This window comes from Stenotrophomonas sp. STEN008 (assembly GCF_056760435.1).
This window is the reverse complement of record NZ_JBRRET010000010.1, coordinates 1-25121: the sequence shown is the minus strand read 5'-3', so window position 1 is coordinate 25121 and position 25121 is coordinate 1. Positions and strand designations below refer to the sequence as shown.

At 66.8% G+C, this 25121-nt stretch carries 21 protein-coding genes and 1 pseudogene; 14 read left to right on the top strand and 8 right to left on the bottom strand.

What is annotated here, in order from left to right; genetic code table 11:
• Window positions 1-25: 25 nt before the first annotated feature.
• Window positions 26-583: a flavin reductase family protein gene (locus tag ACVOME_RS07245; RefSeq protein WP_481504901.1), complete on the bottom strand. Its 558-nt coding sequence runs from the start codon at window positions 581-583 to the stop codon at window positions 26-28.
• Between the two features lie 121 nt (window positions 584-704).
• Here ACVOME_RS07245 and ACVOME_RS07240 point away from each other — a divergent pair, with 121 nt between their 5' ends.
• From ACVOME_RS07240 to ACVOME_RS07230, 3 genes are read left to right on the top strand one after another with little or no spacing between them, the layout of a single operon-like run.
• Entirely contained in the window at window positions 705-1070 is a 366-nt protein-coding gene (locus ACVOME_RS07240) for a BlaI/MecI/CopY family transcriptional regulator (RefSeq protein ID WP_065181668.1), read from the top strand.
• Window positions 1063-2316 (top strand): M56 family metallopeptidase, encoded by a 1254-nt coding sequence (locus ACVOME_RS07235; RefSeq protein WP_197600555.1) that lies wholly within the window; start codon window positions 1063-1065, stop codon window positions 2314-2316. Before ACVOME_RS07240 ends, ACVOME_RS07235 begins: the two co-directional genes overlap by 8 nt.
• The gene (locus tag ACVOME_RS07230; protein WP_481504900.1) at window positions 2313-2873 is read left to right on the top strand and encodes a hypothetical protein; all 561 of its coding nucleotides are present in this window, start codon (window positions 2313-2315) and stop codon (window positions 2871-2873) included. The genes ACVOME_RS07235 and ACVOME_RS07230 overlap by 4 nt, the downstream gene beginning before the upstream one ends.
• A gap of 55 nt (window positions 2874-2928) precedes the next feature.
• Here ACVOME_RS07230 and ACVOME_RS07225 read toward each other — a convergent pair whose 3' ends face one another.
• From ACVOME_RS07225 to ACVOME_RS07205, 5 genes are all read right to left on the bottom strand, one after another.
• Window positions 2929-3729, bottom strand: a complete 801-nt coding sequence (locus tag ACVOME_RS07225; protein ID WP_481504899.1) for an MBL fold metallo-hydrolase — start codon at window positions 3727-3729, stop codon at window positions 2929-2931.
• A gap of 11 nt (window positions 3730-3740) precedes the next feature.
• Window positions 3741-4559 (bottom strand): S1/P1 nuclease, encoded by an 819-nt coding sequence (locus ACVOME_RS07220; protein WP_065175752.1) that lies wholly within the window; start codon window positions 4557-4559, stop codon window positions 3741-3743.
• A 45-nt stretch (window positions 4560-4604) separates the two neighbouring features.
• On the bottom strand, window positions 4605-5729 hold the full coding sequence (locus ACVOME_RS07215; RefSeq protein WP_481504898.1) for a GGDEF domain-containing protein: 1125 nt from the start codon (window positions 5727-5729) through the stop codon (window positions 4605-4607).
• Window positions 5730-5926: 197 nt separating this feature from the next.
• On the bottom strand, window positions 5927-7336 hold the full coding sequence (locus ACVOME_RS07210; RefSeq protein WP_197600551.1) for a hypothetical protein: 1410 nt from the start codon (window positions 7334-7336) through the stop codon (window positions 5927-5929).
• Window positions 7337-7529: 193 nt separating this feature from the next.
• A complete protein-coding gene (locus tag ACVOME_RS07205; RefSeq protein WP_053518487.1) occupies window positions 7530-8159 on the bottom strand; it encodes an OmpW/AlkL family protein in 630 nt (209 codons plus the stop codon).
• Window positions 8160-8351: 192 nt separating this feature from the next.
• Here ACVOME_RS07205 and gap point away from each other — a divergent pair, with 192 nt between their 5' ends.
• The 8 genes from gap (at window position 8352) to ACVOME_RS07165 (ending at window position 19544) form a co-directional block, all read left to right on the top strand.
• Window positions 8352-9356, top strand: a complete 1005-nt coding sequence (gene gap / locus ACVOME_RS07200; protein WP_053518489.1) for a type I glyceraldehyde-3-phosphate dehydrogenase — start codon at window positions 8352-8354, stop codon at window positions 9354-9356.
• A gap of 127 nt (window positions 9357-9483) precedes the next feature.
• Window positions 9484-12141 (top strand): DUF2339 domain-containing protein, encoded by a 2658-nt coding sequence (locus ACVOME_RS07195; protein ID WP_481504897.1) that lies wholly within the window; start codon window positions 9484-9486, stop codon window positions 12139-12141.
• Window positions 12138-13511, top strand: coding sequence for a DUF3999 domain-containing protein (locus ACVOME_RS07190; protein WP_481504896.1), 1374 nt, complete (start codon window positions 12138-12140; stop codon window positions 13509-13511). Before ACVOME_RS07195 ends, ACVOME_RS07190 begins: the two co-directional genes overlap by 4 nt.
• Window positions 13512-13634: 123 nt before the next feature.
• Window positions 13635-14810, top strand: a complete 1176-nt coding sequence (locus tag ACVOME_RS07185) for a phosphoglycerate kinase (RefSeq protein ID WP_053518495.1) — start codon at window positions 13635-13637, stop codon at window positions 14808-14810.
• Window positions 14807-15493 carry an HAD hydrolase-like protein gene (locus tag ACVOME_RS07180; RefSeq protein ID WP_053518497.1) on the top strand — a complete coding sequence of 229 codons (687 nt, stop codon included), beginning with the start codon at window positions 14807-14809 and terminating at the stop codon, window positions 15491-15493. Before ACVOME_RS07185 ends, ACVOME_RS07180 begins: the two co-directional genes overlap by 4 nt.
• 143 nt (window positions 15494-15636) lie before the next feature.
• On the top strand, window positions 15637-17103 hold the full coding sequence (pyk, locus tag ACVOME_RS07175) for a pyruvate kinase (RefSeq protein ID WP_065175757.1): 1467 nt from the start codon (window positions 15637-15639) through the stop codon (window positions 17101-17103).
• A gap of 166 nt (window positions 17104-17269) precedes the next feature.
• The gene (locus ACVOME_RS07170; RefSeq protein WP_053518502.1) at window positions 17270-18274 is read left to right on the top strand and encodes a class I fructose-bisphosphate aldolase; all 1005 of its coding nucleotides are present in this window, start codon (window positions 17270-17272) and stop codon (window positions 18272-18274) included.
• 130 nt (window positions 18275-18404) lie between these two features.
• On the top strand, window positions 18405-19544 hold the full coding sequence (locus ACVOME_RS07165; RefSeq protein WP_065175758.1) for an ABC transporter substrate-binding protein: 1140 nt from the start codon (window positions 18405-18407) through the stop codon (window positions 19542-19544).
• A gap of 74 nt (window positions 19545-19618) precedes the next feature.
• Here the strand turns inward: ACVOME_RS07165 and ACVOME_RS07160 are convergent, their stop codons facing one another.
• Window positions 19619-20218 carry an O-acetyl-ADP-ribose deacetylase gene (locus ACVOME_RS07160; RefSeq protein WP_053517092.1) on the bottom strand — a complete coding sequence of 200 codons (600 nt, stop codon included), beginning with the start codon at window positions 20216-20218 and terminating at the stop codon, window positions 19619-19621.
• Window positions 20219-20491: 273 nt separating this feature from the next.
• Window positions 20492-21451, bottom strand: a complete 960-nt coding sequence (cysK, locus tag ACVOME_RS07155) for a cysteine synthase A (protein ID WP_065175759.1) — start codon at window positions 21449-21451, stop codon at window positions 20492-20494.
• Window positions 21452-21657: 206 nt separating this feature from the next.
• On the opposite strand from cysK, the gene ACVOME_RS07150 reads away from it, so the two are divergent.
• The 3 genes and pseudogenes from ACVOME_RS07150 to ACVOME_RS07140 form a co-directional block, all read left to right on the top strand.
• Window positions 21658-22641, top strand: coding sequence for a LysR family transcriptional regulator (locus ACVOME_RS07150; RefSeq protein WP_053517088.1), 984 nt, complete (start codon window positions 21658-21660; stop codon window positions 22639-22641).
• Window positions 22642-22992: 351 nt separating this feature from the next.
• Window positions 22993-24099 carry an efflux RND transporter periplasmic adaptor subunit gene (locus tag ACVOME_RS07145; protein WP_053517087.1) on the top strand — a complete coding sequence of 369 codons (1107 nt, stop codon included), beginning with the start codon at window positions 22993-22995 and terminating at the stop codon, window positions 24097-24099.
• Window positions 24096-25034: pseudogene (locus ACVOME_RS07140) on the top strand (efflux RND transporter permease subunit); the annotation flags it as partial. The gene ACVOME_RS07145 and the pseudogene ACVOME_RS07140, both read left to right, overlap by 4 nt.
• Between the last annotated feature and the right edge of the window lie 87 nt (window positions 25035-25121).

The following is a 25121-nucleotide window of genomic DNA, read 5'->3' as shown; positions in this document are numbered from 1 at the left end:
AGTCCTGCGTAAGGGGGTTCCGGCATTACAGCATGGCGGGCTTGAACCGCCGTCGACGCGAGACTTCCGCACCGGCCACCATGAAGCGGCCGTCGCCGCGGTAGTGCACGGTGCGCGGTAGTTTCGGCCGTGGCGCGACGTGGGCACGCACGATCTCCCAGATGAAAAGGTTGCTGGTCTCGACCTGGCTGTCGTCGTACAGGCGGCACTCGAAGCACGAATGGCACTGGCCGACCAGCGGCGCGCCGACCTCGCGGGCGGGGAGGGCATCCAGGCCGAAGTGCGCGAACTTGTCGACCTCCCGCCCGCTGCAGTTGCCGATGTCCACTACGGTATCGAGCAGCTCCACGCCCGGCACATTGATCACGCATTCGCCGCTGCCCCGCGCCAGCGCGAAGCTGTGGTTCTCGTTCCACAGATAGGTCGCCACCAGTGATGGCGAGAAGCCCATCACCATGTGCCAGCCCATCGTCATCAGGTTGCGCTGGCCACGCCACGCGGTGCTGACCAGCACGATCGGGCCGGGTTCGAGGAAGCGGCGGGCCTGTTCGACGGGGAAATCCTTCTTGGGTAGCGGTTTCATGCGCACTCCGGGGCCGGGACGGCCGATGCTGGGCCAGGGCGCATGAAGTGCAGGTCGATGCAGGGCTTGACAGCGGTTTTGATTACGTGCGTAATCGAATTGTCGATTACGGGCGTAAACAATGAATCCGATCAGTGAAGCCGAGGCGGTCGTGATGGAAGTGCTGTGGCAGCAGGCGCCCCGCGGTGCCGATGAGGTGGTTGCCGCACTGGCCCACCGGGACTGGGCCGAACCGACCATCAAGACGCTGCTCAACCGCCTGCTGACCAAGGGCGCGATCGCTGCCGAACGCGAAGGCCGCCGCTATCTGTATCGGCCACTGCTGCAGCGCGAAGCTTGGGTCGCGGCTCAGAGCCAGGACTTTCTGGGCAGAGTGTTCGAAGGACGGGTGGCGCCATTGGTTGCCCATTTCAGTGAACGCGGCCAGCTCAGCGCGCAGGACATCGCCGAACTGAAGAAGCTGATCCAGGAGCTGGACCATGAGTGAGGTGCTCGACAGCGTGTGGCGGGCCAGCGTGTGGCTGGCGCTGGCGGTGATACTCCTGGCGGCGATGCGGCCGCTGCTGCTGCGGCTGGGAGGGCCCTCGCTGGCCTATCGCAGCTGGTGGTTGTTGCCCCTGCTGCTGGCAGGCCTGTTGCTGCCGTTGCCTGCGCTGCCCCTGCTGCAGCATGTGCCGACCCTGCCCCTGAACGTGATGCCTGTCGCGCCGGAGGGCGAGCCCACCCAGGTCATGCGCTGGCCGAAATGGTTGCTGCTGGCCTGGATGCTTGGCGTGGCGATCAGTCTGCTGCGCAGCCTGCGTGCGCAGCAGCGCTTCGAACGTATCCTGGGCCGTCTGCAGGCGCGTGCCGACGGCAGCTGGCAGGCCAGTGCCGATCCCGGTCTGCCGGCCCTGGTCGGCCTGTGGCGGCCGCGCATCGTGGTCGGCCCCGATTTCGACCAGCAGTTCGATGCACGCGAGCAGGGGTTGATCCTGGCACATGAACGCAGCCATCGCCGCAATGGCGATCACTGGGCGAACGGCGCGTTGCTGCTGGTACGCGCAGCGTTCTGGTTCCATCCGCTGATGCCGTGGGCAACACGCAGGTTCCTGCGCGACCAGGAACTGGCCTGCGATGCCCGCACCATTGCCACGCAGCCTGCGCTGCGCGGACTTTACGCCAGCACGCTGCTGAAGGCGCAGCTGGTTCACCCGGTTGCGCCGGCAGTGTGTCACTGGCGCAGCCAACCCGTGTTGAAGGAGCGAATCGCCATGTTGAAGCAGTCCAAGCGGAAGGCATTGCCGTGGGTGTCCGGGCAGGTGCTGGTGGTCGGGGTGTGCGCGGGCCTGGCCACGGTGGCGTGGGCAAGCCAGCTCGGGATGGCCGGCGTGTCGTCGATCGGCGTCGAGCCAGCCGAGTACGCGCAGGCCGATGCCGCTGCGGCCGGCCTGCAGCGTTCTGCGCAGGTCGAGAGGATGGCACCGCCGAAGTATCCGGAGTCTGCGTTCCAGCAGGGCCTGACCGGCGTCGTCACCTTGAAGGTCGAGATCGACGCAGAGGGCAGGCCGACCGACGTACAGGTGCTCAGTGCCACCAATCCCGGTGTGTTCGATGCGGTGTCGATCACGGCCGCCAAGGGCTGGACCTTCCGGCCGGCCCTGAAGGATGGGCGTCCGGTGGCTTCCGCCGTGCGGATTCCACTGACGTTCTCCATGAGTGAGGACGAGAGGGAAGCGGAGCGCGCGCGGTGAGGCAGGCCGCGCTGCTGTTGGCCACGCTGCTGGCCGGCTGTGCCACCCAGGAGCGACTGGGCACGGTTGACACCCGCAGCGAGAGTGTCGGCCATCAGCGGTTGCAGCCCGCAGCGGCGGGCGGCAGCGGTCAGGTGCAGGCCTATGCGCTGGCAGCGGGCGAAGGCTATCGGATGCCGCAGCTGTATGCGGCGCCTGATCCGAAGGTGGGCGACCGCGATCCGCGTACCGAACTGGCGCCCACCACCATCTGCCTGCAGGTGGTGGTCGATGCGGAAGGCATGGTCGAGCGCAGCCTGCCGCTGACCGACCGCCCCGAGTGCGCCGCCGGCGCTGCAGCGGAGAACGCGCCGCTGCTGCAGGCGGCGCAGGAGGCGGTGGCGATGTGGAAGTACAGCGCTGCCGCGGTCTGCCACTACCCGGTCGGCAAGGTCCCATCCGACCGCGGCGACTGCGGGAGCGCCGAGCGCATCGAGCCGGTGCCGGTCAGCCTGCTGTACGCCTTCACCTTCGAGATCGTGAAGGGCCGGCAGACGGTCCGTACGCAGGGGAAATGATCGCGCGTGATGCCGGGTAGCGCCGGGCCATGTCCGGCCAGTACAGCGGCGTCGATCAGGCGCCGCCCTGGATGTTGGCCTTCACCGCCGGTTGCATCAGCGCCGGTTCGGTCAGCGTGGCGTCGCGGGCCTGGCGCACGCTGACGAAGTCGGCTTCGGCCACGCCGTCATGCACGTGGATGTTGCGCGCGCGCTGCTCGCCGATGGTGGTCTCGTTGGCGATGTCGCGGCCGCCCGGGCCATAGTCGTGGCAGACGAACACGCGGGTGGACTCGGGCAGCGCCAGCAGGCGCTGGATCGAGCGGTACAGCTGCGCCGCATCGCCGCCGGGGAAATCGCAGCGGGCGGTACCGCCGTCGGGCATGAACAGCGAATCGCCCGTAAACAGTGCGTCGCCGATCAGGTAGGCGATGCTGTCGCTGGTGTGGCCGGGCACGGCGATGACCTGGCCGCGCACTTCGCCCAGCGTGAAGGTCTCGCCGTCGGCGAACAGGTGGTCGAAGATGTCGTCTGCGGCAGGAAGCTGCAGGCCGAACCGCGGCGCAAAGGTCGCCTGCACGGCGCGGATGCCTTCACCGATGGCCAGCGTGGCGTGAGGGAAACGCTGCTTGAGCCGCCGCCCGGCCGACACATGGTCGGCGTGGGCGTGGGTCTCCAGCAGCCACCTCAGCCGCAGCCCCTGCTGCTCGATCGCGTGCAGTGCCGGCTGGACCGGCGACTCGCTGCTGGCATCGGTGTCCGGGTCGTAGTCCAGGACCGGATCGATCAGCGCAGCCTCACCGCTGGCCGGGTCGCTGACCAGGTAGCTGAAGGTATTGCTGTCACGATGGAAGAACGACTGGACCTGGACCGGCATCGGCAACCTCCTCAGCGTGCGGCGAGCACGCGGTTCAGCAGCTGCGCCAGATTCTCGCCGGCCAGCCGCAGCTGCGCTTCCGCCACCGGGCGGTAGCGCGCGGTGTATTCATCGCCGATCTTACGCGAGGCTGGATAAACGCCGGCTTGCATCGAAATGCGGCAGCTGGCTTCAGCCCACGCCTGCGGATCGCGCTGCGGATTGGACTGGCGCGCCAGTTTCGGCGCCGGCAGCGACCGCAGCACCGGCAGATAGCCGTTGTCGTCCAGCTTGCGGGTGTTGAGCATGCCGCTGTCCCACAGCGAATGGAGGTTGGTGCCGCGGTTGCCGTACTGCAGCTGGAAGTCGTTGCCGCCCTTGTCGTGACCGTAGCCGGCATGCATTGGCTGGTGGATGTCGCCGACCAGATGCACCACGAACTTCAGGGCCTGCAGCCGCTCGCCGTCGGTCAGGCTGCGATCGCCGAGGATCGCGCTCTGCGCCTTCAGCGCTTCGACGATGCAGTTGCCGTTGGTGCAGTGCCTGGGCGCTTCGTAGTGGCAGCCGTCTTCGGCGATGTTGACGTAATGCCAGCCGGCGGAACGGCGGCCGAGGCCCGGGTCCTTGGCACGCAGCTGGTCGGCCCAGGGCGCCACGCTGGCGAGGGTGGCACCGGGTTCGGTGGCCAGCAGGCGGTCGACTTCGGCGCGTGCAGCGGGCGAGAGGCGGGAATCCGCTACCTCAGCGACAAGGCGATGACCTTGCGCGCCCCAGGCATGGGCAGGGGCGGAGGCGGACAGCAGAGCCGGCGCGATCGCGGCGGCGAGGAACAGGGAATGCAGGGCTTTCATGCCGGCATTCTAGCGGGGCGGAAAATTGCCGGGGTTTTTTTCTGCCTACCCATCCGTGGCCACCTCCACCCGGTTGCGCCCGGACGCCTTGGCCCGATACAGCGCGGCATCCGCACGCGCCAGGGCCTGCTCCAGCGAATCGGCGCCATCGTCATGCCACCGCGCCACACCAATACTGACGCTCACCACCGGCGCGGCGTCCGAATCGGCATGGGCGATCGCCAGCGCCTGGACCTGCTGACGCATCCGCTCGAACGGCGCGGTTTCCGGCTCGCCTGGCGACCACTGCCCCAGCGCCACGAACTCCTCACCGCCGTACCGCGCCACCACCGAGTCAGCGCCGCGAAGCTGCGCGGCCAGCGTCACCGCCACCGCATGCAGGACCGCATCGCCCGCCGGGTGACCATGATGGTCGTTGTAGCGCTTGAAGTAGTCGATGTCGATCATCGCGATGCGCAAGGCGCCACGCGCGTGCGGCCCGCGGAGATAACGCTGGAAGATCTGGTTGGCACGACGATCGAATGCGCGCCGGTTGAGCAATCCGGTCAATCCGTCGTGGTTGGCCAGTGCATCCAGCCGCTGCTCGGCGCGCCAGGTTGCACGCGCCTGCCTTTCCAGGATGTAACTACCGAAGATGCCAGCCAGGTTGCTGGCCAGCACGAACGTCACGCTCTGCAGCATCTGCGCCCAGTGCCGGCCGACCTGCAGCTCCGCCAGCACGAACGCCGATGCGATCAGGGTTCCGGTCAGCGTGGCGACGCCGAAGCGCAGGCCACACAGGAAGTAGTTCAGCAGCAGGAACAGGCTGACGCCTTCATAGGGATAATCCACCCCGGCGCGATGCGCCGTCCAGATCATCGTCACCAGCGCCAGCCCGCTGATCAGCACAGCACCGCCCCCCAGCCACTGCAGATGGCGGCGGAACGCCGCGACGAAGGTGAGTGCTACCGCCACCAGCAATACCGGCAGCAGCAGCCCGAGCCGCCAGCGCAGCACCTGTGCATGCACATCCGGCGGAAGCCAGAAATGGTCCAGCACGGCAAAGCCGATTGAAAAGATGCCGGCAACGGCACAGGCCCAGCGCATCCGCCAGACCACCTGTTCATCGAACGCGCGGGCAAAGCCGTCGTCCGCATGTATTGCCGTGATGCGCCGGTCCGTGATGCTCATCGCGATGTCCCCGCCCGTGGCCGCGCCACCGTAACGGTCCGCGCATCAAGGGCGCGTGGCGATCAGCGAGGACTGGGCTGGCGCACCCATGGACGGACAGTCAGGCCGCGCCGGCTTGGGCCCGGGCACTGCAATCATCCCGACAGCCGGGAGAGCCTCGGATGGCTGGGTTGGGCGCGCAGGGCAACCTTGTGGGTTCAGGGTCTTAGCCGATAGAGCTCGAGAGGAATCGTGGACATCTCGACGTCGATCCTATTGGTCGCGCTGCCAACGCGTTGCCATGTGCCGGTTTCAAAATCCAGTTTCTCCACTTCCCGCCACCACCTGTTGAGGCCAATGATCCCAGATGCCACTCGCCGGGGGGTACGAGCAGCAACGACGAGATAGGCCGGGGAGAGATTGTCGCTCCCGTACTCGCCGACAAGAAATGATGAGTTCGAGAGCCAGCCTGAGACCTGGGCAGATGGGACGCCGAGGTTGTTGTCGGCGAAACCCAGGTAATTGAGATTTTTCAGTGCAGATTGAACCTGCCTCGTCACGCCAAAGGTGCTTTGCTGTTCCGAAGCAAGATTGCGCGGATTGTTGTGCTTGTCGAGCAGTCCGAGCATGTCATTTCCGTCAGGAGCGCTCACGGCATTGCTGACGTCATGGGTGACGAAGTTTGCGAAGCCGTTGATGCCAAATGCGAAAGACCATCCGGCGAACCAACGCAGATCATGGAAGCTTGCATGCTCGAAAGGATCTTGGGCCAGCGACGGATGTGCGGATTGCACATTCTGGAGGTAAGCAATAGGCGTTTGCCCTCTGGATCTGGCGAGATTCGAGATGATCGACATATTCTCGGACATAAGAAGGTCTCTCGCTGTAGGGCAGTTGCCGAACGAAGGAGTGAAGGGGTAAATATCAAAGGCAAGATAGTCAGGACGCACTTCATCAGATACGCGGCGTGCAAAAGCGGAGTAGCGCGCCACCATTTGCGCGGCTCGTTCAGGCTGCAGAATGTTCGCTTCCGCGCAATCCACGCCATAGTCTGAGGGTGACATCGCACCTGCATGTTCAGAGCCTGAATAGCTACCCGCGTTGGCATGCAATGGGAACAGATTGACGAATAGCTTCACGCCTTTGAGGCGGGGATCCTCCCTGACGCATTGACTCATCTCGGCAAGTGGCAAAATGTCCTTCTCAGGTGGCTCATCCTTGAAATGCAGGCCCGCAAAGCTCTCGCCAAATTCCGCGCGGAGTTTGACTAGGACTGGATCAATCCGCTCTTGAATGTACTTCTGGCAATTGAATTTCCCAACTTGAGTCGCTGATTCAAACGTCCAGCGCTCGTAGGTGTAGAACTCGAGTCCTCGTGTACTGATTGGAGTCGCAATGATGCGCAGCTGACTCAATGTTGCCGACGGCACTAGAAAACGCGTAACGCCGATTGCCGCAAGTCGATCAACAACTCTTTCCGCGATGGCTGGATCGTCTAGATAGCAGTCCTGAGCGAGATCATCGCAGGATCCTCCCGACATCATTGCGAACGTCCCATCTGCGACGATTGCGGCATGCGCCGCAGATGTTCCTAGAAGAAGGGTGAGTGTGAGACAAGCCATCTTCATTACTGAGTTCCTTCTCTGCCGGTGGGGCTGAAGATATCAATGGACAGCCCGCGATAGTTCCTTCTTAGCACGGGATGGTTAAAGTACGGGGATGCAGAGAAAAAAAGCCCCGGCGATCACCGGGGCAACATGCTGCGGAGGGTTCAGCGGTTGGCCGGAGGGCGGGGCAGGCCCGCCACGCCGGAGGCCGCGCTCAGAACTTGAAGACGTAGGAGGCGCCGTAGACCAGCGGATCGATGTTGACCGTACCGATCTTCTGGCCGTCCAGCTTCACCTTGCTGTCGATGTCGATCCAGCGCATGTCCACGCGCAGCGCGCCCTTCTCGCCGATCGCGAAGTCCACGCCGGCGTGCGCGGCCAGTCCCCAGGAGTCCTGCAGCTTCAGCCGGCTGTCCTTGAGCGCGCCCGTGGTGTCTTCGCTGAAGAAGGTCGTGTAGTTCACGCCCGCACCGATGAACGGCGACACCTTGCCCTTGCTGTTGAAGTGGTACTGCACGGTCACCACCGGCGGCAGCTGCTTGGTGCTGCCGACACGGCCGAGGCCGTTGATGTTGATGTCGTGCTTGAACGGCAGTGCCGCCAGCACTTCGATGCCCAGGTTGTCAGCGATGAAATACTCACCGGTGATGGTCGGCTTGACGTCGTTGTCGACGTCGACCTTCAGCGTGCCACCGGCCAGCCAGCCGTTGTTCGACTTCGGTGCCACCTGGTGCACGCCGGCCGAAAGGGTCCAGTCGCCCTTGGACTGGGCCATCGCCGGGGCGGCGGCGAGGGACAGGGCGGCGGCCAGGCTGGCCACGATCAGGGGAGAGGTCTTGCGCATGGGGGTGTTCTCGTTGCGGGGTGGATGGGGCCAGTCTCGGCCTCACGCCGCGCTAACGCTTTGATCCGGATCAAATCCGGCCAGCCCGCCCGCCACCGGCCCGGTCTGGCCGGCGGTGGCCAGGCCGGGCCTGCTAGACTTGTGGGCCCTATCCACCCCGCCGCACCCGTCGCGGCTGCAGGAGCTTGAGAAATGGCAATCAAGGTTGGTATCAACGGTTTCGGTCGCATCGGGCGTAACGTCCTGCGCTCGGCGGTGCTGAACTTCGGCGACGACATCGAAATCGTGGCCATCAACGATCTGCTGGAGCCGGATTACCTGGCCTACATGCTCAAGTACGACTCCGTGCACGGTCGCTTCAAGGCTGACGTGTCGGTGCAGGGCAACGACCTGCTGGTCAACGGCAAGAAGATCCGCCTGACCCAGGAACGCGATCCGGCCAACCTGAAGTGGGACGAAGTGGGCGTGGACGTGGTCATCGAGTCCACCGGTCTGTTCCTGACCAAGGAAACCGCGCAGAAGCACATCGATGCCGGCGCCAAGAAGGTCATCCTGTCCGCCCCGTCCAAGGACGATACGCCGATGTTCGTGTTCGGCGTGAATGACAAGACCTACGCCGGCCAGGCGATCATCTCCAACGCCTCGTGCACCACCAACTGCCTGGCCCCGCTGGCCAAGGTCATCAACGACAAGTGGGGCATCAAGCGTGGCCTGATGACCACCGTGCACGCCGCCACGGCCACCCAGAAGACCGTTGACGGCCCGTCCAACAAGGACTGGCGCGGCGGCCGCGGCATCCTGGAGAACATCATTCCGTCCTCCACCGGTGCGGCCAAGGCGGTCGGCGTGGTCATTCCGGAACTGAACAAGAAGCTCACCGGCATGAGCTTCCGCGTGCCGACCTCGGACGTGTCGGTGGTCGACCTGACCGTCGAACTGGAAAAGGAAGCCACCTACGCCGAGATCTGCGCCGAAGTGAAGGCACAGAGCGAAGGCGCGCTGAAGGGCATCCTCGGCTACACCGAAGACAAGGTCGTGGCCACCGACTTCCGCGGTGAGACTCACACGTCGGTGTTCGATGCCGAAGCCGGCATTGCCCTGGACGGTACCTTCGTCAAGCTCGTGTCGTGGTACGACAACGAGTGGGGCTACTCCAACAAGTGCCTGGAAATGGCCAGGGTCGTCGCCGCCAAGTAAGGCCGGCGAAGATCGCGCACGAACCCCGGCCTGGCCGGGGTTCGTCGTTTGAGGGACCGGCCCTGTCGTAGCATGGGGCGGTCCGACCGCCGCCGCAGGGGCGCGGGATCGCATGGGAAGGCACGCAATGGAAGCACTGATAGCCCTGGTCGTATTGATACTGCTGGCGATTCCGCTGCTGCTGGTGGTCGCGCTGGTGATGATCGCCGGCCTGCGGCGCCGGGTCGCTGCGCTTGAGAGCGCACTGGCCGATGTGTCGCAATCGCCGCGCGCTGCCGCGCCACCGCCCGGGCCCGCCCCCGTTCCGGCAACGGACGCGCCAGCCATGGAGCGACCGCGGGCTGCGGCAGCACCTTCTCCCGTGGCGGCCCATGCGCCGGAATCGTCCGTGCCGGCGCCGCCGCGGCAGGCAGCGCCGCCACCACCACCGCTGCCGGCCACGCCGCCCCCGCCCGCGCCGCCGGTCGAGCCGGCCGGGCCGGGCTTCTTCGAGCGTGGCATCGGCGCCGTCAAACGCTGGTTCACCGAGGGCAACGTGCCGGTCAAGATCGGCATGCTGGTGCTGCTGGCCGGTGTTGCCGCGCTGCTGAAGTACGTCAGTGACCAGGGCTGGCTGGTGCTCCCGGTCGAACTCCGGCTGGCGGCCGTCACCGCTGGTGCGCTGGGCCTGCTGGCCTTCGGCTGGCATCAGCGCGAACGCCGGCGCCTGTTCGCGCTGGCCCTGCAGGGCGGCGCCATCGGTGTGCTGCTGCTGACCATCTTCGCGGCATTCAAGCGTTTTGAACTGCTTGCGCCGGGATTTGCGTTCGCCAGTTCGATCGCGCTGGTCGCCGGCCTGTGCGTGCTGGCAGTGCTGCAGAACTCGCGCACCCTGGCGGTGCTGGGCATCCTGGCGGGCTTCATGGCCCCGCTGTGGCTGTCGACCGGCAGTGGCAACCATGTCGGCCTCTTCAGCTACTACGCAGTGCTCAACGCCGGCATCTTCGCCATCGCCTGGTTCCGTCCGTGGCGCGCGCTGAACCTGCTGGGCTTCGCGTTCACCTTCGGTATCGGCACGCTCTGGGGCGTGCTTCAGTACAGGGCCGAGAAGTTCTCCAGCACCGAACCGTTCCTGCTGCTGTTCTTCGCCTTCTATCTGCTGATTCCCCTGCTGTACGCGCGCAGGCAGCCTGCCGGTCGCCGCGATCTGGTCGATGGCAGCCTGGTGTTCGGCACGCCGTTGATCGCCTTCTCGCTGCAGGCGGCGATGCTGCACGAACAGCCGATGACACTGGCACTGTGCGCGCTGGGCCTGGGGGCGATCTACGCGGTGCTGGCGCGTGCCTTGATCGCCCGGGCCTCGTATACGGTGCTGGCGCAGTCGCACGCAGTGCTGGCGGTGGGTTTCGCCACGCTGGCCGTGCCGCTGGCCTTGTCGGCGCGTGCCACCGGTGCGGTGTTCGCGCTGGAAGGTGCCGGGCTGGCCTGGCTCGGTCTGCGCCAGAGGCGCTGGCTGCCACAGGTGTCCGCTGCGCTGCTGCAGATGGCGGCGGCATTCGCCTTCGTGGCAGGTGGCAACCACTGGCACGAGGACGGGCGCCTGCTGCTCAATCCCACCGCGATCGGTGCGCTGCTGCTGGCCGTGGCGGGGTTGGCGTCGGCGTGGAGCTACCAGCGCCGGGCACGTCATGAGATCGCCCTGGTCTACTACCTGTGGGGCCTGCTGTGGTGGCTCGGCGGCTGGGTGCACGAGATCGGTCGTTTCCTCGCGCATGCCTCGCAGGCCGATGCACTGCTGGTGCTGGCGGCGGCGACCGCCTGGCTGGCAGCCGAGGTGCAGCGCCGGCAACCGGCACGTGCGCTGGGGATGACCGCACTGGCGATGCTGGCGATGGCGTTCCCATTGGCATTGGCGCAAAGCCATGCACACCAGCAACCGTTCGCGGGCCACGGCGCCCTGGCATGGGCGCTGTTCGCCGTGCTGGGGGTGCGCACGTTGCTGTGCCTGCGCCAGGGCGGCGACACGGTGGCGCGCATCGCCCAGTTCCTGTGGTGGCTGCTGTGGCCATCGCTGCTTTCGCTGCTGGCCCTGTGGGGAGGCGGCGAGGCTGGCCTGGCACAGGGCTGGACGTTGTTGCTGGTGACGCTGCCCTGGTTGCTGCTGGCCGCCCTGTCACTGTGGCGCTGGGGTTGGCTGCGCTGGCCGCTGGGCCCGGCATTCGATGCCGCACGCGTGCCGCTGCAGTGCGTGCTGTTCGCGCTGCTGGCGACCGGATGGCTGCTGGGCCAGCTGCTGCCGGGCACTGCGGCACCGCTGCCGTGGCTGCCGGTGCTGAACCCGGCCGAGATGGGGCAGTGGCTGAGCCTGTTGCTGCTGGCGCGCTGGCTGTACAGCGATGTGGCACCGCCCGCGCTGCGCAGGCTGCGCCTGCCGGTGCTGGCACTGGCGGGCTTCATCGCCCTGACCAGCCTGGTCCTGCATGGCGTGCACCACTGGGGGGGACTGGCCTGGAGTACGTCGATGGCGCGCTACAGCTTGGCCCAGACCAGCCTGACCGTGCTGTGGAGCGTGCTCGGCGTGATCGCCTGGGTATGGGGCTCGCGTCGTGGCCAACGTGTGTTGTGGATGGTCGGTGCGGTGCTGATGGGCGTGGTCCTGGCCAAGCTGGTCCTCATCGATCGCCAGCACCTGGGCAACCTGCTCGGGATCGCATCGTTCATCGCCTATGGCCTGCTGTGTACGGTCGTCGGCTATCTGGCACCGGCGCCACCGGGCGCGGTGCCATCCGTGGAGGAAAACCAATGAGAATGTGGAGCAGGATGGTGGTGCCGGCGATGCTGGGCCTGTTCGCCACCATGGCCGTACACGCGTCCGACTACCGCACGCAGTACGCCGAGCAGTGGCCGCTGACGCTGTCCAGTGCGCAGTCCGGCGCCTATCGGGTGGTGCTGGAACCGGCGATCTACCGCCGTGCAGGCGCAGCAGACCTGGGTGACCTGCAGGTGTTCAACGCGGCCGGACAGGCCCTGCCGTCGGCATTGCTGGCACCCGACGCGCCGCTGGCACAGCCGCCGGTGCAGCGCGAGCTGCCCTGGTTCGCACTGCCGCCGCTGGCAGATTCACAACGCAACGACCTGCAGTTGCTGACCGAGCGCGATACCGACGGCCGTGTGCGCCGGGTCGAAGCGCGTGTCGGCGCCGGAACGGTGAACGGGCAGGGCGGCTGGCTGATCGATGCCAGCGTGCTCGGCCAGCAGCCGCTGGCGGCGCTGGTGCTGGATTGGGCCGACAGTGGCCAGCCGCTGCAGGCGCAGGTTCAGCTTGATGCCAGCGATGACCTGCAGCATTGGCGCTCCATCGGTCGGGACATTCCGCTGGTGGACCTGCAGCGCGCCGGCAAACGGTTGCTGCAGCGACGCCTGCAGGTTGACGGCAATGCGCGCTATCTGCGCGTGCTGCCGCAGGGCGACGCGCGACTGCCTGCCCTGCATGGCGTGCTCGCCGAGCTTCCGCCGGCACCGGCGACGTTGCCTTGGGAATGGCTGTCACTGACGCCGATAGCGCAGGGCAAGGGCGAATACACATTCGAACTGGACGGCCGTTTCCCGATCGCGCGCGCCGATGTCGCCAGTACCGACAACAGCCTGGTGCAGTGGACGCTGTTCAGCCGCGACGATGAAGGCGCGCAGTGGCAACGACGCAGTGCACCGTGGATCGCCTATCAGCTGCAGCAGGGAACGCAGGGCCCGCGTCAGCAGTCGGCGGCGCAGGTGCTGGGCGATGTGCACCGCGACCGCTACTGGAAGCTGGTGGCAAGCCCGGCGGAGATCGCCGGCGCCCCCACCCTGCGCCTGGGCTACCAGCCGGAAGTGATGGTGTTCCTGAGCCAGGGCGCTGCGCCCTATGCACTGGCGGTGGGCAGCGCGACGGCGCGCCGCGCGGAGGCGCCGATCGGGGTGCTCATCGAGGAACTTCGCCAGCGCAACGATCCGGCCTGGCAGCCGACGCTGGCACGCCTGGAGGGCCGCCCCGAGCCGCTGGCCGGAGACGCAGCGCTGGAACCGCAGCGGGACTGGAAGGCCTGGCTGCTGTGGGCGCTGCTGGGCGTGGGGGTCCTGGTCGTGGGCGGTCTGGCGGTCAGCCTGCTCAGGCAGAAGCCTTCGCCTTCGGCGTAGATCCCGACGAATCCCGGCCGCGCATGGAGCGGCGCTGCGGCCGGCGCCATCCGTTCTGCCGCAGCCGATACAATGACGGTCTGCCGAACGCCGGCACCCCGTCCCTGAGCCCAAGAGTTGCCCATGTCCATCGTCCGCATGACCGACCTCGACCTCTCCGGCAAGCGCGTGCTGATCCGCCAGGATCTGAACGTGCCGATCGAGAATGGCCGCATCACTTCCGAACAGCGCATCACCGCTTCGCTGCCGACGCTCAAGCGCGCACTGGAGCAGGGCGCGGCGGTGATGGTCACCTCGCACCTGGGCCGGCCGAAGGAAGGCGTGTGGAGCGAAGCCGATTCGCTGGCACCGGTTGCCGCACGCCTGTCCGAACTGCTGGGTCGCGAGGTGCCGCTGGTACGCGACTGGATCGACGGCGTCGAGGTGCAGCCGGGGCAGCTGGTGCTGCTGGAAAACTGCCGGATGAACGTCGGCGAGGGCAAGGATGACGAAGCCCTGTCGAAGAAGTACGCCGCGCTGTGCGATGTGTTCGTGATGGATGCCTTCGGTACCGCGCACCGCGCGCAGGCGTCCACCCATGGCGTGATCCGTTTCGCCCCGGTCGCCGCGGGTGGCCCGCTGCTGATGGCCGAGCTGGATGCCCTGGCGCAGGCGCTGGACGCACCGGCCAAGCCGCTGCTGGCCATCGTGGCCGGCAGCAAGGTCAGCACCAAGCTGGAACTGCTGGCCAATCTGGTGGGCAAGGTCGACCAGCTGATCGTGGGGGGCGGCATCGCCAACACCTTCATCGCGGCTGCCGGCTACAAGGTCGGCAAGTCGCTGTACGAGCCGGACCTGCTGGACACCGCCCGGAAGATCGTTGCCGACGCCAAGGCGCGCGGGGCCGAGATTCCGCTTCCGGTGGACGTGGTCACGGCCAAGCAGTTCCTGCCCGACGCCATTGCCGAAGTGAAGGCCGTGGATGCGGTCGCCGAAGATGATCTGATCCTGGACATCGGTCCGCAGACCGCTGCCCAGTACGCGCAGCTGATTGCGAATGCCGGCACCGTGGTCTGGAACGGCCCTGTCGGCGTGTTCGAGTTTGAAGCTTTCAGCAAGGGAACCGAAGCGCTGGCGCGTGCCATCGCCACGTCCCCGGCGTTCTCCATCGCCGGCGGTGGCGACACCCTGGCAGCGGTCGACAAGTTCGACATCGCCAAGGACGTGAGCTACATCTCCACCGGTGGCGGCGCGTTCCTGGAATTCCTGGAAGGCAAGACCCTGCCGGCCGTGGCCGCGCTCGCCGCGCGCGGCGCATGAACCCGGACGGCACCCAGGCCGGTTCTGCCCACCCGGCACCGGAAGAACGCGCGACGCTCTTCTTCGACCTGGACGGTACGTTGATCGATTCGCAGGTGGGCATCACCACCTGCATCGCTTATGCGCTGCAGAAGATGGAGCATCCGGTGCCGGCGCGGGAAACCCTGCTGGGCTGGATCGGGCCTTCGCTGCGCACCACGTTCGCGCCGCTGTTCATCGAACCGGCGCGGGTGGAGCAGGCCGTCGGGTACTACCGCGAGCGCTTCGATGCCGAGGGCTGGCGCGAGCACACGGTGTACCCCCAGGTGGAGGACGCCCTGCGCACCTTGCATGCGCGTGGCCACCGCCTGGCGGTGGTCACCGCCAAGAACGAGCCGCACGCGCGCCGGATCCTGGCCCATCTGCCGTTCGGCGGATTGTTCGAGGACATCATCGGCTCGACCCTGGATGGTTCGCGCAGCCACAAGCCCGAGCTGGTCGGCGAAGCGCTGCGCCGGCTGCAGGTGTCGCCCACGCAGTGCTGGATGATCGGCGACCGTCGCATGGATATCGAGGGCGCGCGTCACCACGGCCTGCGCAGCATCGGTGTGCTGTGGGGGTTTGGTGGCGAAGCGGAGCTCACTGAAGCCGGTGCGGGCCAGCTGGCACGCGAGCCGGTCCAGCTGACGACACTGTTGGCCTGATACCGGGCACCCTGCGCCGGCGTATGTCCGGGCGATGTCCGTTGCATGTCCCGCAGAGTCAGGCAGCACAAGGTTGTAACCGCATACATGGGGCGTGAAGGATGTGCTAATTTCCGTGCTTTAACGGGAGAGGCCCATTCACCATGTTCGAGCGTCAGCGTCGCACCAAGATCCTAGCCACCCTCGGTCCGGCCACCGATCCGCCGGGCGTGCTGGAGGATCTGTTCCGCGCCGGCGTCAACGTGGTGCGCCTGAACTTCAGCCACGGTGACCCGTCCGGCCAGGCCAAGCGTGCCGCCGACGTGCGCGCCGCCGCACAGCGGGTGGGCGTGGAAGTGGGCATCCTGGCCGACCTGCCGGGCCCGAAGATCCGCATCGAGCGCTTTGCCGAAGGCAAGATCCATCTCAAGGCGGGCGACCGTTTCGATCTGGTCGCCTCGCCCAACGCACCGGCCGGCGATGCCACGCAGGTGGGTGTGAGCTACCTCGGCCTGCCGCAGGACGTCGGCCCCGGTGATGTCCTGCTCCTCGATGACGGCCTGATGCAGCTGCAGGTCGTCGAGGTGCAGGGTGAGCGGATCATCAGCACCGTGCTCAACGACGGGGTGCTGTCTGATCGCAAGGGCCTGAACAAGCAGGGCGGTGGCCTGTCGCTGGGCGCGTTGACCGAGCGCGACAAGGAACTGATCGGGATCGTCGCCAAGATCGGTGTCGACTTCATCGCCGTTTCCTTCTGCCGAAATGCGCAGGACATGAACGATGCCCGCGCGATCGCCGAATCGCACGGCTGCTACGCCGCGCTGGTGTCCAAGATCGAGCGCACCGAAGCGATCGAGAACCTGGAGGAGATCGTCGAGGCCAGTGACGTGGTGATGGTGGCGCGCGGCGACCTCGGCGTGGAAATCGGCGATGCCGAACTGCCGGGCCTGCAGAAGAAGATCATCAAGGCTTCGCTGGCGCAGAACAAGGTGGTGATCACTGCCACCCAGATGCTGCAGTCGATGGTGGAAAGCCCGATCCCGACCCGCGCGGAAGTGCTGGACGTGGCCAACTCGGTGATCGACGGCACCGATGCGGTGATGCTGTCGGCCGAAACCGCTGCCGGTGCGTATCCGGTCAAGGCCGTGGAGGCGATGGCGCGCATCTGCCTGGGCGCCGAGCGCCAGTTCCAGACCGAGACCGACTTCAATGCGTCGCCGCGCAACCTGGAGCGCGCCGACCAGGCCATCGCGATGGCGACCATGTTCCTGTCCCAGCACGTGGGCGTGCGGGCCATCGTGGCCATGACCGAGTCCGGCGGTACCGCGCGCTACCTGTCGCGCTTCCGTGCCAAGGCACCGGTGTTCGCGGTGACCCGCCATGACGGCGCACGCCGGCAGATGGCGCTGATGCGCGATGTGTTTCCGATCAATTTCGACAGCCGTGGCCTGACCCCGCGCGAAGCCGCACGTGGCAGCATCCGCCTGCTGGTCGAATCGGATCTGCTGCAGGCCGGCGATCGGGTGGTGTTCACCAGCGGTGAGCACATGGAAACCCACGGTGCGACCAACACCCTGCGCCTGCTCGAGGTGGGCGAAGACGGTCGCGCCAGCGGTCTGGGCGATCTGTAACCGCTGCGGAACCGGGTCGGAGCCCCACCGGGGCTCTGACCGGAACGCTGCAGGACAGCGCCTGTCCTGAACGGACATTGGAATCGTTTCCAGTCTGGCCTCCACGTCGAGGCCACGGGCTGCGGGGCTATACTTACGTTTTTCCCGCACCCGCCACAGGAAGTACATGAGCATCGAACAGCTGGCTGAAACCGCCCAGGCCATGGTTGCCCCGGGCAAGGGCATCATCGCGATCGACGAATCCACCGGTACCATCGCCAAGCGCTTCGCCGGCGTGGGCATCGAGAACACCGAGGAGAACCGTCGCGCCTATCGCGAACTGCTGCTGACCACGCCGAAGCTCAACGAGCACATTTCCGGCGCCATCCTGTACGACGAAACCATCCGCCAGTCGACCAAGGACGGCGTGCCGTTCGCCAAGTACATGGCCGACCACGGCATGATTCCGGGCATCAAGGTGGACAAGGGTGCGCATCCGCTGGCCGGCTGCCCGGGCGAACTGGTCACCGAAGGCCTGGACGGCCTGCGTGAGCGCCTGCAGGAGTATTACAAGCTGGGTGCGCGCTTTGCCAAGTGGCGTGCGGTCATCAACATCGGCGAGAGCATTCCGTCGGGCACCTGCATCGAATCCAACGCCCATGCGCTGGCCCGCTACGCCGCGCTGTGCCAGGAATGCGGCCTGGTGCCGATGGTCGAGCCGGAAGTGATCATGGACGGCGACCACGACATCGAGACCTGCTACGAAGTCACCGAAGCCACCCTGCGTTCGCTGTTCGACGCCCTGTACCAGCAGAACGTGCTGCTGGAAGGCACCATCCTGAAGGCTTCGATGGTCATCTCGGGCAAGGACTGCGAAGAGCAGGCCGACGTCGAGGAAGTGGCCGAGTCCACCGTGATGTGCCTGAAGAGCACCGTGCCGGCGATCCTGCCGGGCGTGGTGTTCCTGTCCGGCGGCCAGAGCGATGAACAGTCCACCGCCCACCTCAATGCGATGAACCAGCTGGGCAACCTGCCGTGGCCGCTGAGCTTCTCCTACGGCCGTGCCATGCAGCAGGCGGCACTGAAGCTGTGGGCCAAGGACATGAAGGGCAACTACGCCGCCGCGCAGAAGACCGTGTTCGAGCGCGCCAAGGAAAACGGCCTGGCTGCACTGGGCAAGTGGAACGGTTGATCGGTTCCATCGCAGGGTGAACAGGGCAACGCCGGCCTCACGCCGGCGTTTGCTTTTGCGGGTATCTTTTCCGCCTCCCGCGGGCCCGGCCGGCCCGGGGGACACACATGGAAGGCCAAGGAGAAAAAACATGCGTTTGGCAGCAATCACGCTGGCCGTTGCTACGGTCCTCGCCGCAGGCGGTTGCAACCGCTCCGGCAGCAATGCGGATGTGGGCAAGGCCCCGTCGCTCGAGTTCGACAAGCCCGTTTCCGGCGAGATCACCTCGCGCAGCGGCATCAATTTCAATGACGGCAGCCACCACCAGCTGTACCAGATCACGCTGGAGGACAAGCAGCTGGTGGGCATGAAGCTGACCGGTGCCCTCAGTGGCTCGATTGCCGTGTTCAACAATGGCAGCCTGGTCGCCAGCAGCCGCACCGGCTATGAGCGCAGCGGGGATGTATCGCTGGCGTTCCGCGCCAACGGTGCCGGCACCTACCAGGTGGCGGTCAACGCCGACAGCCCGACCGCCTACGGCCCTTACCGCCTGCGGGTAGAGAAGCTGGTGCCCTACGACGGCAAGCCCATCGCAGGCAGCGGCGAAGTCGTGGACATGCTGGTTTCCGGATCGCAGGACTACACCCTGCAGGTGGACAAGGCCGGCCTCTATGAGGTCAACCTGTCGTCCGATGCGTTCGATACCGTGCTGAAGCTGAAGGGCGGCGAGATCGACGCGGAGAACGACGATGGCGGTGACAGCACCAATTCGCGCCTGTCGCTGCCGTTGCAGCCCGGCAAGTACACGCTGGGCGTGCGCGGGCTGGACGACGATGCGTCCGGCACCTTCAAGCTGACCGTTGCCCGCACCGAGCTGCCGGGCAACATCGTCGAGCGCGATGGTACCCAACTGCCGCAGTCGGGCAGCGTGTTCACCATGCTCGACAGCGAAGGTCGCCGTCGCTTCCTGCTGACACTGGAGCGTCCGGGCGACGTTCGCCTGGATGCGATCTCCGGTCAGGTGGACACCGTGCTGCGTGTGGTCGGCGGTGACGTCGAGCTGGTCGACGACGACGGCGGCAACGGCACCAACGCGCGTCTGCAGGAATCGTTGCCGGCCGGTCATTACACCGTCGATGTTTCCAGCCTCAGCGACGAGCAGGGCCTGGTCGAGGTGCGCGTGCAGATCGATGGCGCCAGCGCTGCCGGCGCCGCGGCGTCGGCGGCCCGCGCAGCGGCGGATGCGGCGGCCGTGCCGGATGACGCCGCAGTCGACGCGGCCAGCCGCTGACGCGTCCAGGGGCACTGCCGCAATGAAAAGGCCGGGCATTGCCCGGCCTTTTCTTCAGTGCTGCCGCCCCGTGTTCAATGCGCGGCAGCGAAGCCGGTATCGCCCAGTGGCGGCAGCAGCGTGCCGCGCACTTCGTTGTCCGCGTTCTGCCCGGCACTGGCCAGGGCCTGCTGATACGCCTTGGCCGTGGCGGTATTGAAAGCAACCAGCACGATCCGCATCGGCTGTGCATGGCTGCGTTGCCACGCCAGGGTTTCCGTCACGGCGATCTGCGCGGCCTGGTACAGCGGATAGCCGTACACGCCACAACTGATGGCCGGGAACGCGATCGACTGCACCCCGAGCGATTCGGCCAGCTGCAGCGACTTCCAGTAGCAGTTGGCCAGCAGCGCGGGTTCATCGCGCAGGCCGTCGTGCCAGACCGGGCCCACCGTGTGCAGCACGTGCCGCGCCGGCAATGCATGGGCGCCGGTGGCGCGCACTTCACCGGTCGGGCAGCGCACGCCTGGGCGCAGTTCCGGCAGTTGCCGGCATTCGGCCAGCAGGCCGGGGCCGGCGGCACGGTGGATCGCACCGTCCACTCCGCCGCCGCCCAGCAGCGATTCATTGGCCGCGTTGACGATCGCATCCACCGCCAGGGTCGTGATGTCGCCCTGCCACACTTCGATCTTCATGCGTCCGTCTCCTGCCTGTCGGATGTTCCGCGCAGTACCTGCGGCGGCTGTACCCAGCGTAGGGGACAGGCCATCGATGCTGCGTCATGACCGTCTCACGCGCTGCGATCCGACGGTCTTCACGCACGATGGCGGTCGCCACCTTCACGCAGGCTGAAGCAGAAAGGGGTCAGATCCTTTTCCGTATGGAAAAGGCTCTGACCCCATGTTTCCGAGGTGCGCCGGCAGGGTCAGAGCCCTCTCCCGGACGGGAAAGGGATCCGACCCTGTGCATCACGGCAGGCCGGCCAGCCAGTCGTCGTCGGAACCTTCGTTCACGTCGGCGAACAGGGGCGTGGAGAAGTAGCGCTCGCCGGTATCCGGAAGCATCGCCAGGATCACCGAACCCGGCTCGGCGCGGCTGGCCACATCCAGCGCGCTGGCGACCGTGGCGCCGGCGGAGATGCCGACGAAGATGCCTTCCTCGGCGGCCAGCCGGCGCGCGGTGGCGATGGCGCGTTCGTCGTCCACGCTCAGCAGCTCGTCCACCACGTCGCGGTTGAGCACGTCCGGCACGAAGTCCGGCGTCCAGCCCTGGATCTTGTGCGGCTTCCAGTCATCGCCCTTGAGCAGCGCGGCGCCGGCTGGCTCGGTGGCAATGATGCGGGTCTGCGGCCGTGCGACCTTCAGCACCTCGCCGACACCGGTGAGGGTTCCGCCGGTTCCCCAGCCGCTGACGAAATAGTCCAGGCGCCTGCCGGCGAAGTCGCGCAGGATCTCCGCCGCCGTCGTGTTGCGGTGGTAGGCCGGGTTGGCCGGATTGGCGAACTGGCTGGCGAGGAACCAGCCATGCTGTTCGGCCAGTTCGCGCGCCTTGCGCACCATGCCGCTGCCACGTTCCGCCGCCGGGGTCAGGATCACCTTGGCGCCGTAGGCACGCATCAGCTTGCGGCGTTCCACCGAGAACGTCTCGACCATGGTCGCCACGAACTTGTAGCCACGGGCGGCGGCCACCATCGCCAGCGCCACGCCGGTGTTGCCCGAGGTGGCTTCGACGATGGTGTCACCCGGCTTGAGCAGGCCACGGGCCTCGGCGTCGAGGATGATCGCCAGCGCCAGGCGGTCCTTGACCGAGCCGCCGGGATTGAACGACTCGACCTTGGCGTAGAGGCTGACCTGCGGCGGCGCCAGGCGCTGCAGCTTGACGATGGGGGTGTTGCCGACGGTGTCGAGGATGGAGTCGTACAGGGCCATGGAAGCGCTCCGGAGGCGGGGCCGCGCCAGGACGGCGGGCGGAAGAGGGAGGGCTGGCTGTTCACGCCAGCGGCTGCCGGCTGACCGTAGCGCCGGCATATGACGCCCGGAAATGACCAGATGCCTTTCTTAAACAACCTTTGGTTATAAGCTGGTGACGGTAACTGACCCTAGAGTGGACCTCCGCCCCTGCTGCCTGCCCGCCCATGACGCTGACCCAGCTGCGCTATCTGGTCGCCATCGCCGACGCCGAGCTGAACATCACGCTGGCTGCCTCGCGCGTGCACGCCACCCAACCCGGCCTGTCCAAGCAGCTCAAGCAGCTGGAGGACGAGCTGGGCTTCCTGTTGTTCGTACGCAAGGGTCGCAGCCTGGAGTCCGTTACCCCGGCCGGTACCGAGGTGATCTCCCGCGCGCGCGCCGTGCTGGCCGAGGCCAACAACATCCGCACCTACGCGGCCAACCAGCGCCGCGAAAGCCAGGGTCAGCTGATTCTGACCACCACTCATACCCAGGCGCGCTTCGTGCTGCCGCCGGCGGTGGCGGCGATCAAGCAGGCGTATCCGCAGGTCAGCGTGCACCTGCAGCAGGCCGCCGAAGCCGATGCGCTGGATCGGTTGAACCAGGGTGATGCGGACATCGCCATCATCAGTACGGCCGGTGGGGAGCCTGGCGATGGCATCGCCGTACCGTTGTTCCGCTGGCGGCGGCTGGTGGTGGTGCCCAAGGGCCATCCGCTGGATCGCGCGGGCCGCGCACCGGACCTGGCGGCGCTCGCCCGCCAGCCGCTGATCAGCTATGAATCGTCCACGCGCCCGAACTCGTCGCTGCAGCGTGCCTTTGCTGCCAACGGGCTGGTTCCGGATCTGGCGCTGACTGCGCTGGACGCCGATCTGATCAAGACCTATGTCCGTACCGGCCTGGGTGTGGGCCTGCTGGCCGAAATGGCGGTCAGTTCCCTCGACGAAGACCTCAAGGCATGGCCGGCACCCGCTCCGATCGCCGAGTGCATCGCCTGGGCGGTGCTGCCGCGTGACCGCGTGCTGCGCGATTACGCGCTGGAGCTGGTGCATGTGTTGGCGCCACAGATCGATCCGCGGGACCTGCGCCGGGTGCTGGACGGCAACCAGGTGGCCGCGTGGCCGCTGCCGCCGACCTGGGAATCGCTGACCCAGACCATCACGGTGTGAGGGTGCTCGGGCAGGGCTGCGCCCTGCACCTGCGAAGAACTGGCGCAACAGCAACAACGCGGCCAGGCCCCGATGGATCGGCCGCGGAGAGGAACAACCGGATCGGATCCCCGCCAGGATCCGACCCGGTCCGACGCCCTCCGCCGGACCTGTCCGACTCTACGGCAGCAGCACGCCCAGCGGTCGCCCGGATACATCCCGACATACGCCGACACCGCCGCACAGACCCTTGCATGGAACGGGTTCAGGCCGCTATCGCGACGCCGGTTCCACGCCGGTAAACGCTTGGCATATACCGCCTTCGCGGGGGGATGCCTACACTCGGCGGCCGTGGATCAATCAGGACCGTTCATGTTGGCTCGTATCGCTTCGACCCTGGCCCTTGGCCTCAGCCTGGCCGTCCTGGCCGGGTGCGCAGGCAAACAGGAGGCCGCCGCGCGACGGCAGGGGGAAGCGGTGCCGGTCACCGCGCAGATCGTGCAGCCCACGCAATGGAACGACACCCTGCAGGCGCTGGGTACGGCCAAGGCGCGGGAGTCGATCAGCGTCACCGCCAAGGTCAGTGAGATCGTGGAGAAGGTGCACTTCGAAAGCGGCCAGCAGATCGCTGCGGGTGCGCCGATCGTGACTCTGCGTGGCCAGGCCCAGGAAGCGGCGCTGGTGCAGGCGCAGGCCACCTTCCACGAGGCCGACCAGCTGTACCGCCGGCAGCGCGAACTGGCCACGCAGCGGCTGGTGTCCAGCGCCACGCTGGATACGCAGAAGTCGATCCGCGATGCCGCCGAGGCCCGTGTCGCGCAGATGCAGGCCGACATCGGCGACCGTCGTGTGCGTGCGCCGTTCGCAGGCGTGCTGGGTATCCGCCAGGTCAGCCCTGGCACGCTGCTGACGCCGACCACGGTGATTGCCACCCTGGATGACATCGAGCGCATGCACGTCGATTTCCAGGTGCCGGAAGTGGAACTGGCCGCGCTTTCGGCGGGCGACAAGGTCAGCGCGACCAGCGTCGCGTGGCCCGGGCGCACGTTCGAAGGAGAGGTCACCACCATCGATGCACGTATCGACCCGGCCACCCGCGCGGTGACCGTGCGGGCCGACTTCGCCAACGCCGACCATGCGCTGCGCCCGGGCATGCTGCTCGATGTGCGCCTGTTCCGCCCCGAGCGCCCGGCGCTGGTGATCCCGGAGATCGCGGTGGTGCAGGTGGGCCGTGACAGTTTCGTGTACCGCATCGGCGCGGACGACAGCGTCGAGCGCGTGGACGTGGTCACCGGCGCGCGCCGTGCCGGCGTGGTCGAGATCAAGCAGGGGCTGGCCGCCGGTCAGCGCATCGTGGTCGACGGCACCGGCAAGCTGCGCCCGGGTCTGAAGGTGGCCGCCCGTGATGCGGCGCCGGCCAGCGGTGCCAAGCCTGCCGATGCGCCTGCGCCGGTCGCGACCGAGGAACAGGGCGGATGAAGCTGTCCGACGTTTCCATCCAGCGGCCGGTGTTCGCCGTGGTGATGAGCCTGCTGCTGGTGGTGCTGGGCATCATGTCCTTCACCCGCCTCACGCTGCGCGAACTGCCGGCCATCGATCCGCCCATCGTGTCGGTGTCGGTCGACTACACCGGTGCCTCGGCAGCGGTCATCGAAAGCCGGATCACCCAGGTGCTGGAAGATGCGCTCGCCGGCATCGAAGGCATCGATACCATCAACGCGCGCAGCACCAACGGCCGCTCGCAGGTCAGCATCGAGTTCACCTCCAACCGTGATATTGAGGCCGCGGCCAATGACGTGCGCGATGCCGTCAGCCGGGTTGCCGACCGCATGCCGGAAGAGGCGCGCCCGCCGGAGATCGCCAAGGTCGAGAGCGATGCCGATCCGATCATCTGGTTCAACATGGTCTCCTCGACCATGGATACGCTGGAGCTGAGCGACTACGCCGACCGCTATGTGGTCGACCGCTTTTCCAGCCTCGATGGCGTCGCCCAGGTCCGCATCGGTGGTCGCCAGCGCTATGCGATGCGCATCTGGCTGGACCGCGATCAGCTGGCCGCGCGTGGACTGACCACCGGTGATGTGGAAACCGCGCTGCGCAACGAGAACGTGGAACTGCCCGCCGGGCGCATCGAATCCACCGACCGCGATTTCACCCTGCGCGTGGAACGCAATTACATCAAGCCCGAAGACTTCGCGACCATCCCGCTGGGCAAGGGCAGCGACGGTTACGTCGTGCGCATGGGCGACGTGGCGAAGATCGAGCTGGCGTCGGCCGAGCGCCGCGCCTATTACCGCAGCAATGGCGAGCCGGGCATCGGCCTGGGCATCGTCAAGACCTCCACCGCGAACTCGCTGGACGTGGCGCGCCCCCCCCCCCCCCCAGCCCCCCCGGGCCCGGGGAACCAGCCCCAACGGCCACACCAAAAAAATTAGTTAGGAAAAACCCCCAAAAAATAAAAAGGCCGGCGAAGGCGAGAATGAACAAAATTTGGGGGGGTG

Coding starts and splice junctions, on each gene's coding strand:
- ACVOME_RS07245 (WP_481504901.1), bottom strand. CDS start 583: ATGAAACCGCTACCCAAGAAGGATTTCCCCGTCGAACAGGCCCGCCGC.
- ACVOME_RS07240 (WP_065181668.1), top strand. CDS start 705: ATGAATCCGATCAGTGAAGCCGAGGCGGTCGTGATGGAAGTGCTGTGG.
- ACVOME_RS07235 (WP_197600555.1), top strand. CDS start 1,063: ATGAGTGAGGTGCTCGACAGCGTGTGGCGGGCCAGCGTGTGGCTGGCG.
- ACVOME_RS07225 (WP_481504899.1), bottom strand. CDS start 3,729: ATGCCGGTCCAGGTCCAGTCGTTCTTCCATCGTGACAGCAATACCTTC.
- ACVOME_RS07220 (WP_065175752.1), bottom strand. CDS start 4,559: ATGAAAGCCCTGCATTCCCTGTTCCTCGCCGCCGCGATCGCGCCGGCT.
- ACVOME_RS07215 (WP_481504898.1), bottom strand. CDS start 5,729: ATGAGCATCACGGACCGGCGCATCACGGCAATACATGCGGACGACGGC.
- ACVOME_RS07210 (WP_197600551.1), bottom strand. CDS start 7,336: ATGAAGATGGCTTGTCTCACACTCACCCTTCTTCTAGGAACATCTGCG.
- ACVOME_RS07205 (WP_053518487.1), bottom strand. CDS start 8,159: ATGCGCAAGACCTCTCCCCTGATCGTGGCCAGCCTGGCCGCCGCCCTG.
- gap (WP_053518489.1), top strand. CDS start 8,352: ATGGCAATCAAGGTTGGTATCAACGGTTTCGGTCGCATCGGGCGTAAC.
- ACVOME_RS07195 (WP_481504897.1), top strand. CDS start 9,484: ATGGAAGCACTGATAGCCCTGGTCGTATTGATACTGCTGGCGATTCCG.
- ACVOME_RS07190 (WP_481504896.1), top strand. CDS start 12,138: ATGAGAATGTGGAGCAGGATGGTGGTGCCGGCGATGCTGGGCCTGTTC.
- ACVOME_RS07185 (WP_053518495.1), top strand. CDS start 13,635: ATGTCCATCGTCCGCATGACCGACCTCGACCTCTCCGGCAAGCGCGTG.
- ACVOME_RS07180 (WP_053518497.1), top strand. CDS start 14,807: ATGAACCCGGACGGCACCCAGGCCGGTTCTGCCCACCCGGCACCGGAA.
- pyk (WP_065175757.1), top strand. CDS start 15,637: ATGTTCGAGCGTCAGCGTCGCACCAAGATCCTAGCCACCCTCGGTCCG.
- ACVOME_RS07170 (WP_053518502.1), top strand. CDS start 17,270: ATGAGCATCGAACAGCTGGCTGAAACCGCCCAGGCCATGGTTGCCCCG.
- ACVOME_RS07165 (WP_065175758.1), top strand. CDS start 18,405: ATGCGTTTGGCAGCAATCACGCTGGCCGTTGCTACGGTCCTCGCCGCA.
- ACVOME_RS07160 (WP_053517092.1), bottom strand. CDS start 20,218: ATGAAGATCGAAGTGTGGCAGGGCGACATCACGACCCTGGCGGTGGAT.
- cysK (WP_065175759.1), bottom strand. CDS start 21,451: ATGGCCCTGTACGACTCCATCCTCGACACCGTCGGCAACACCCCCATC.
- ACVOME_RS07150 (WP_053517088.1), top strand. CDS start 21,658: ATGACGCTGACCCAGCTGCGCTATCTGGTCGCCATCGCCGACGCCGAG.
- ACVOME_RS07145 (WP_053517087.1), top strand. CDS start 22,993: ATGTTGGCTCGTATCGCTTCGACCCTGGCCCTTGGCCTCAGCCTGGCC.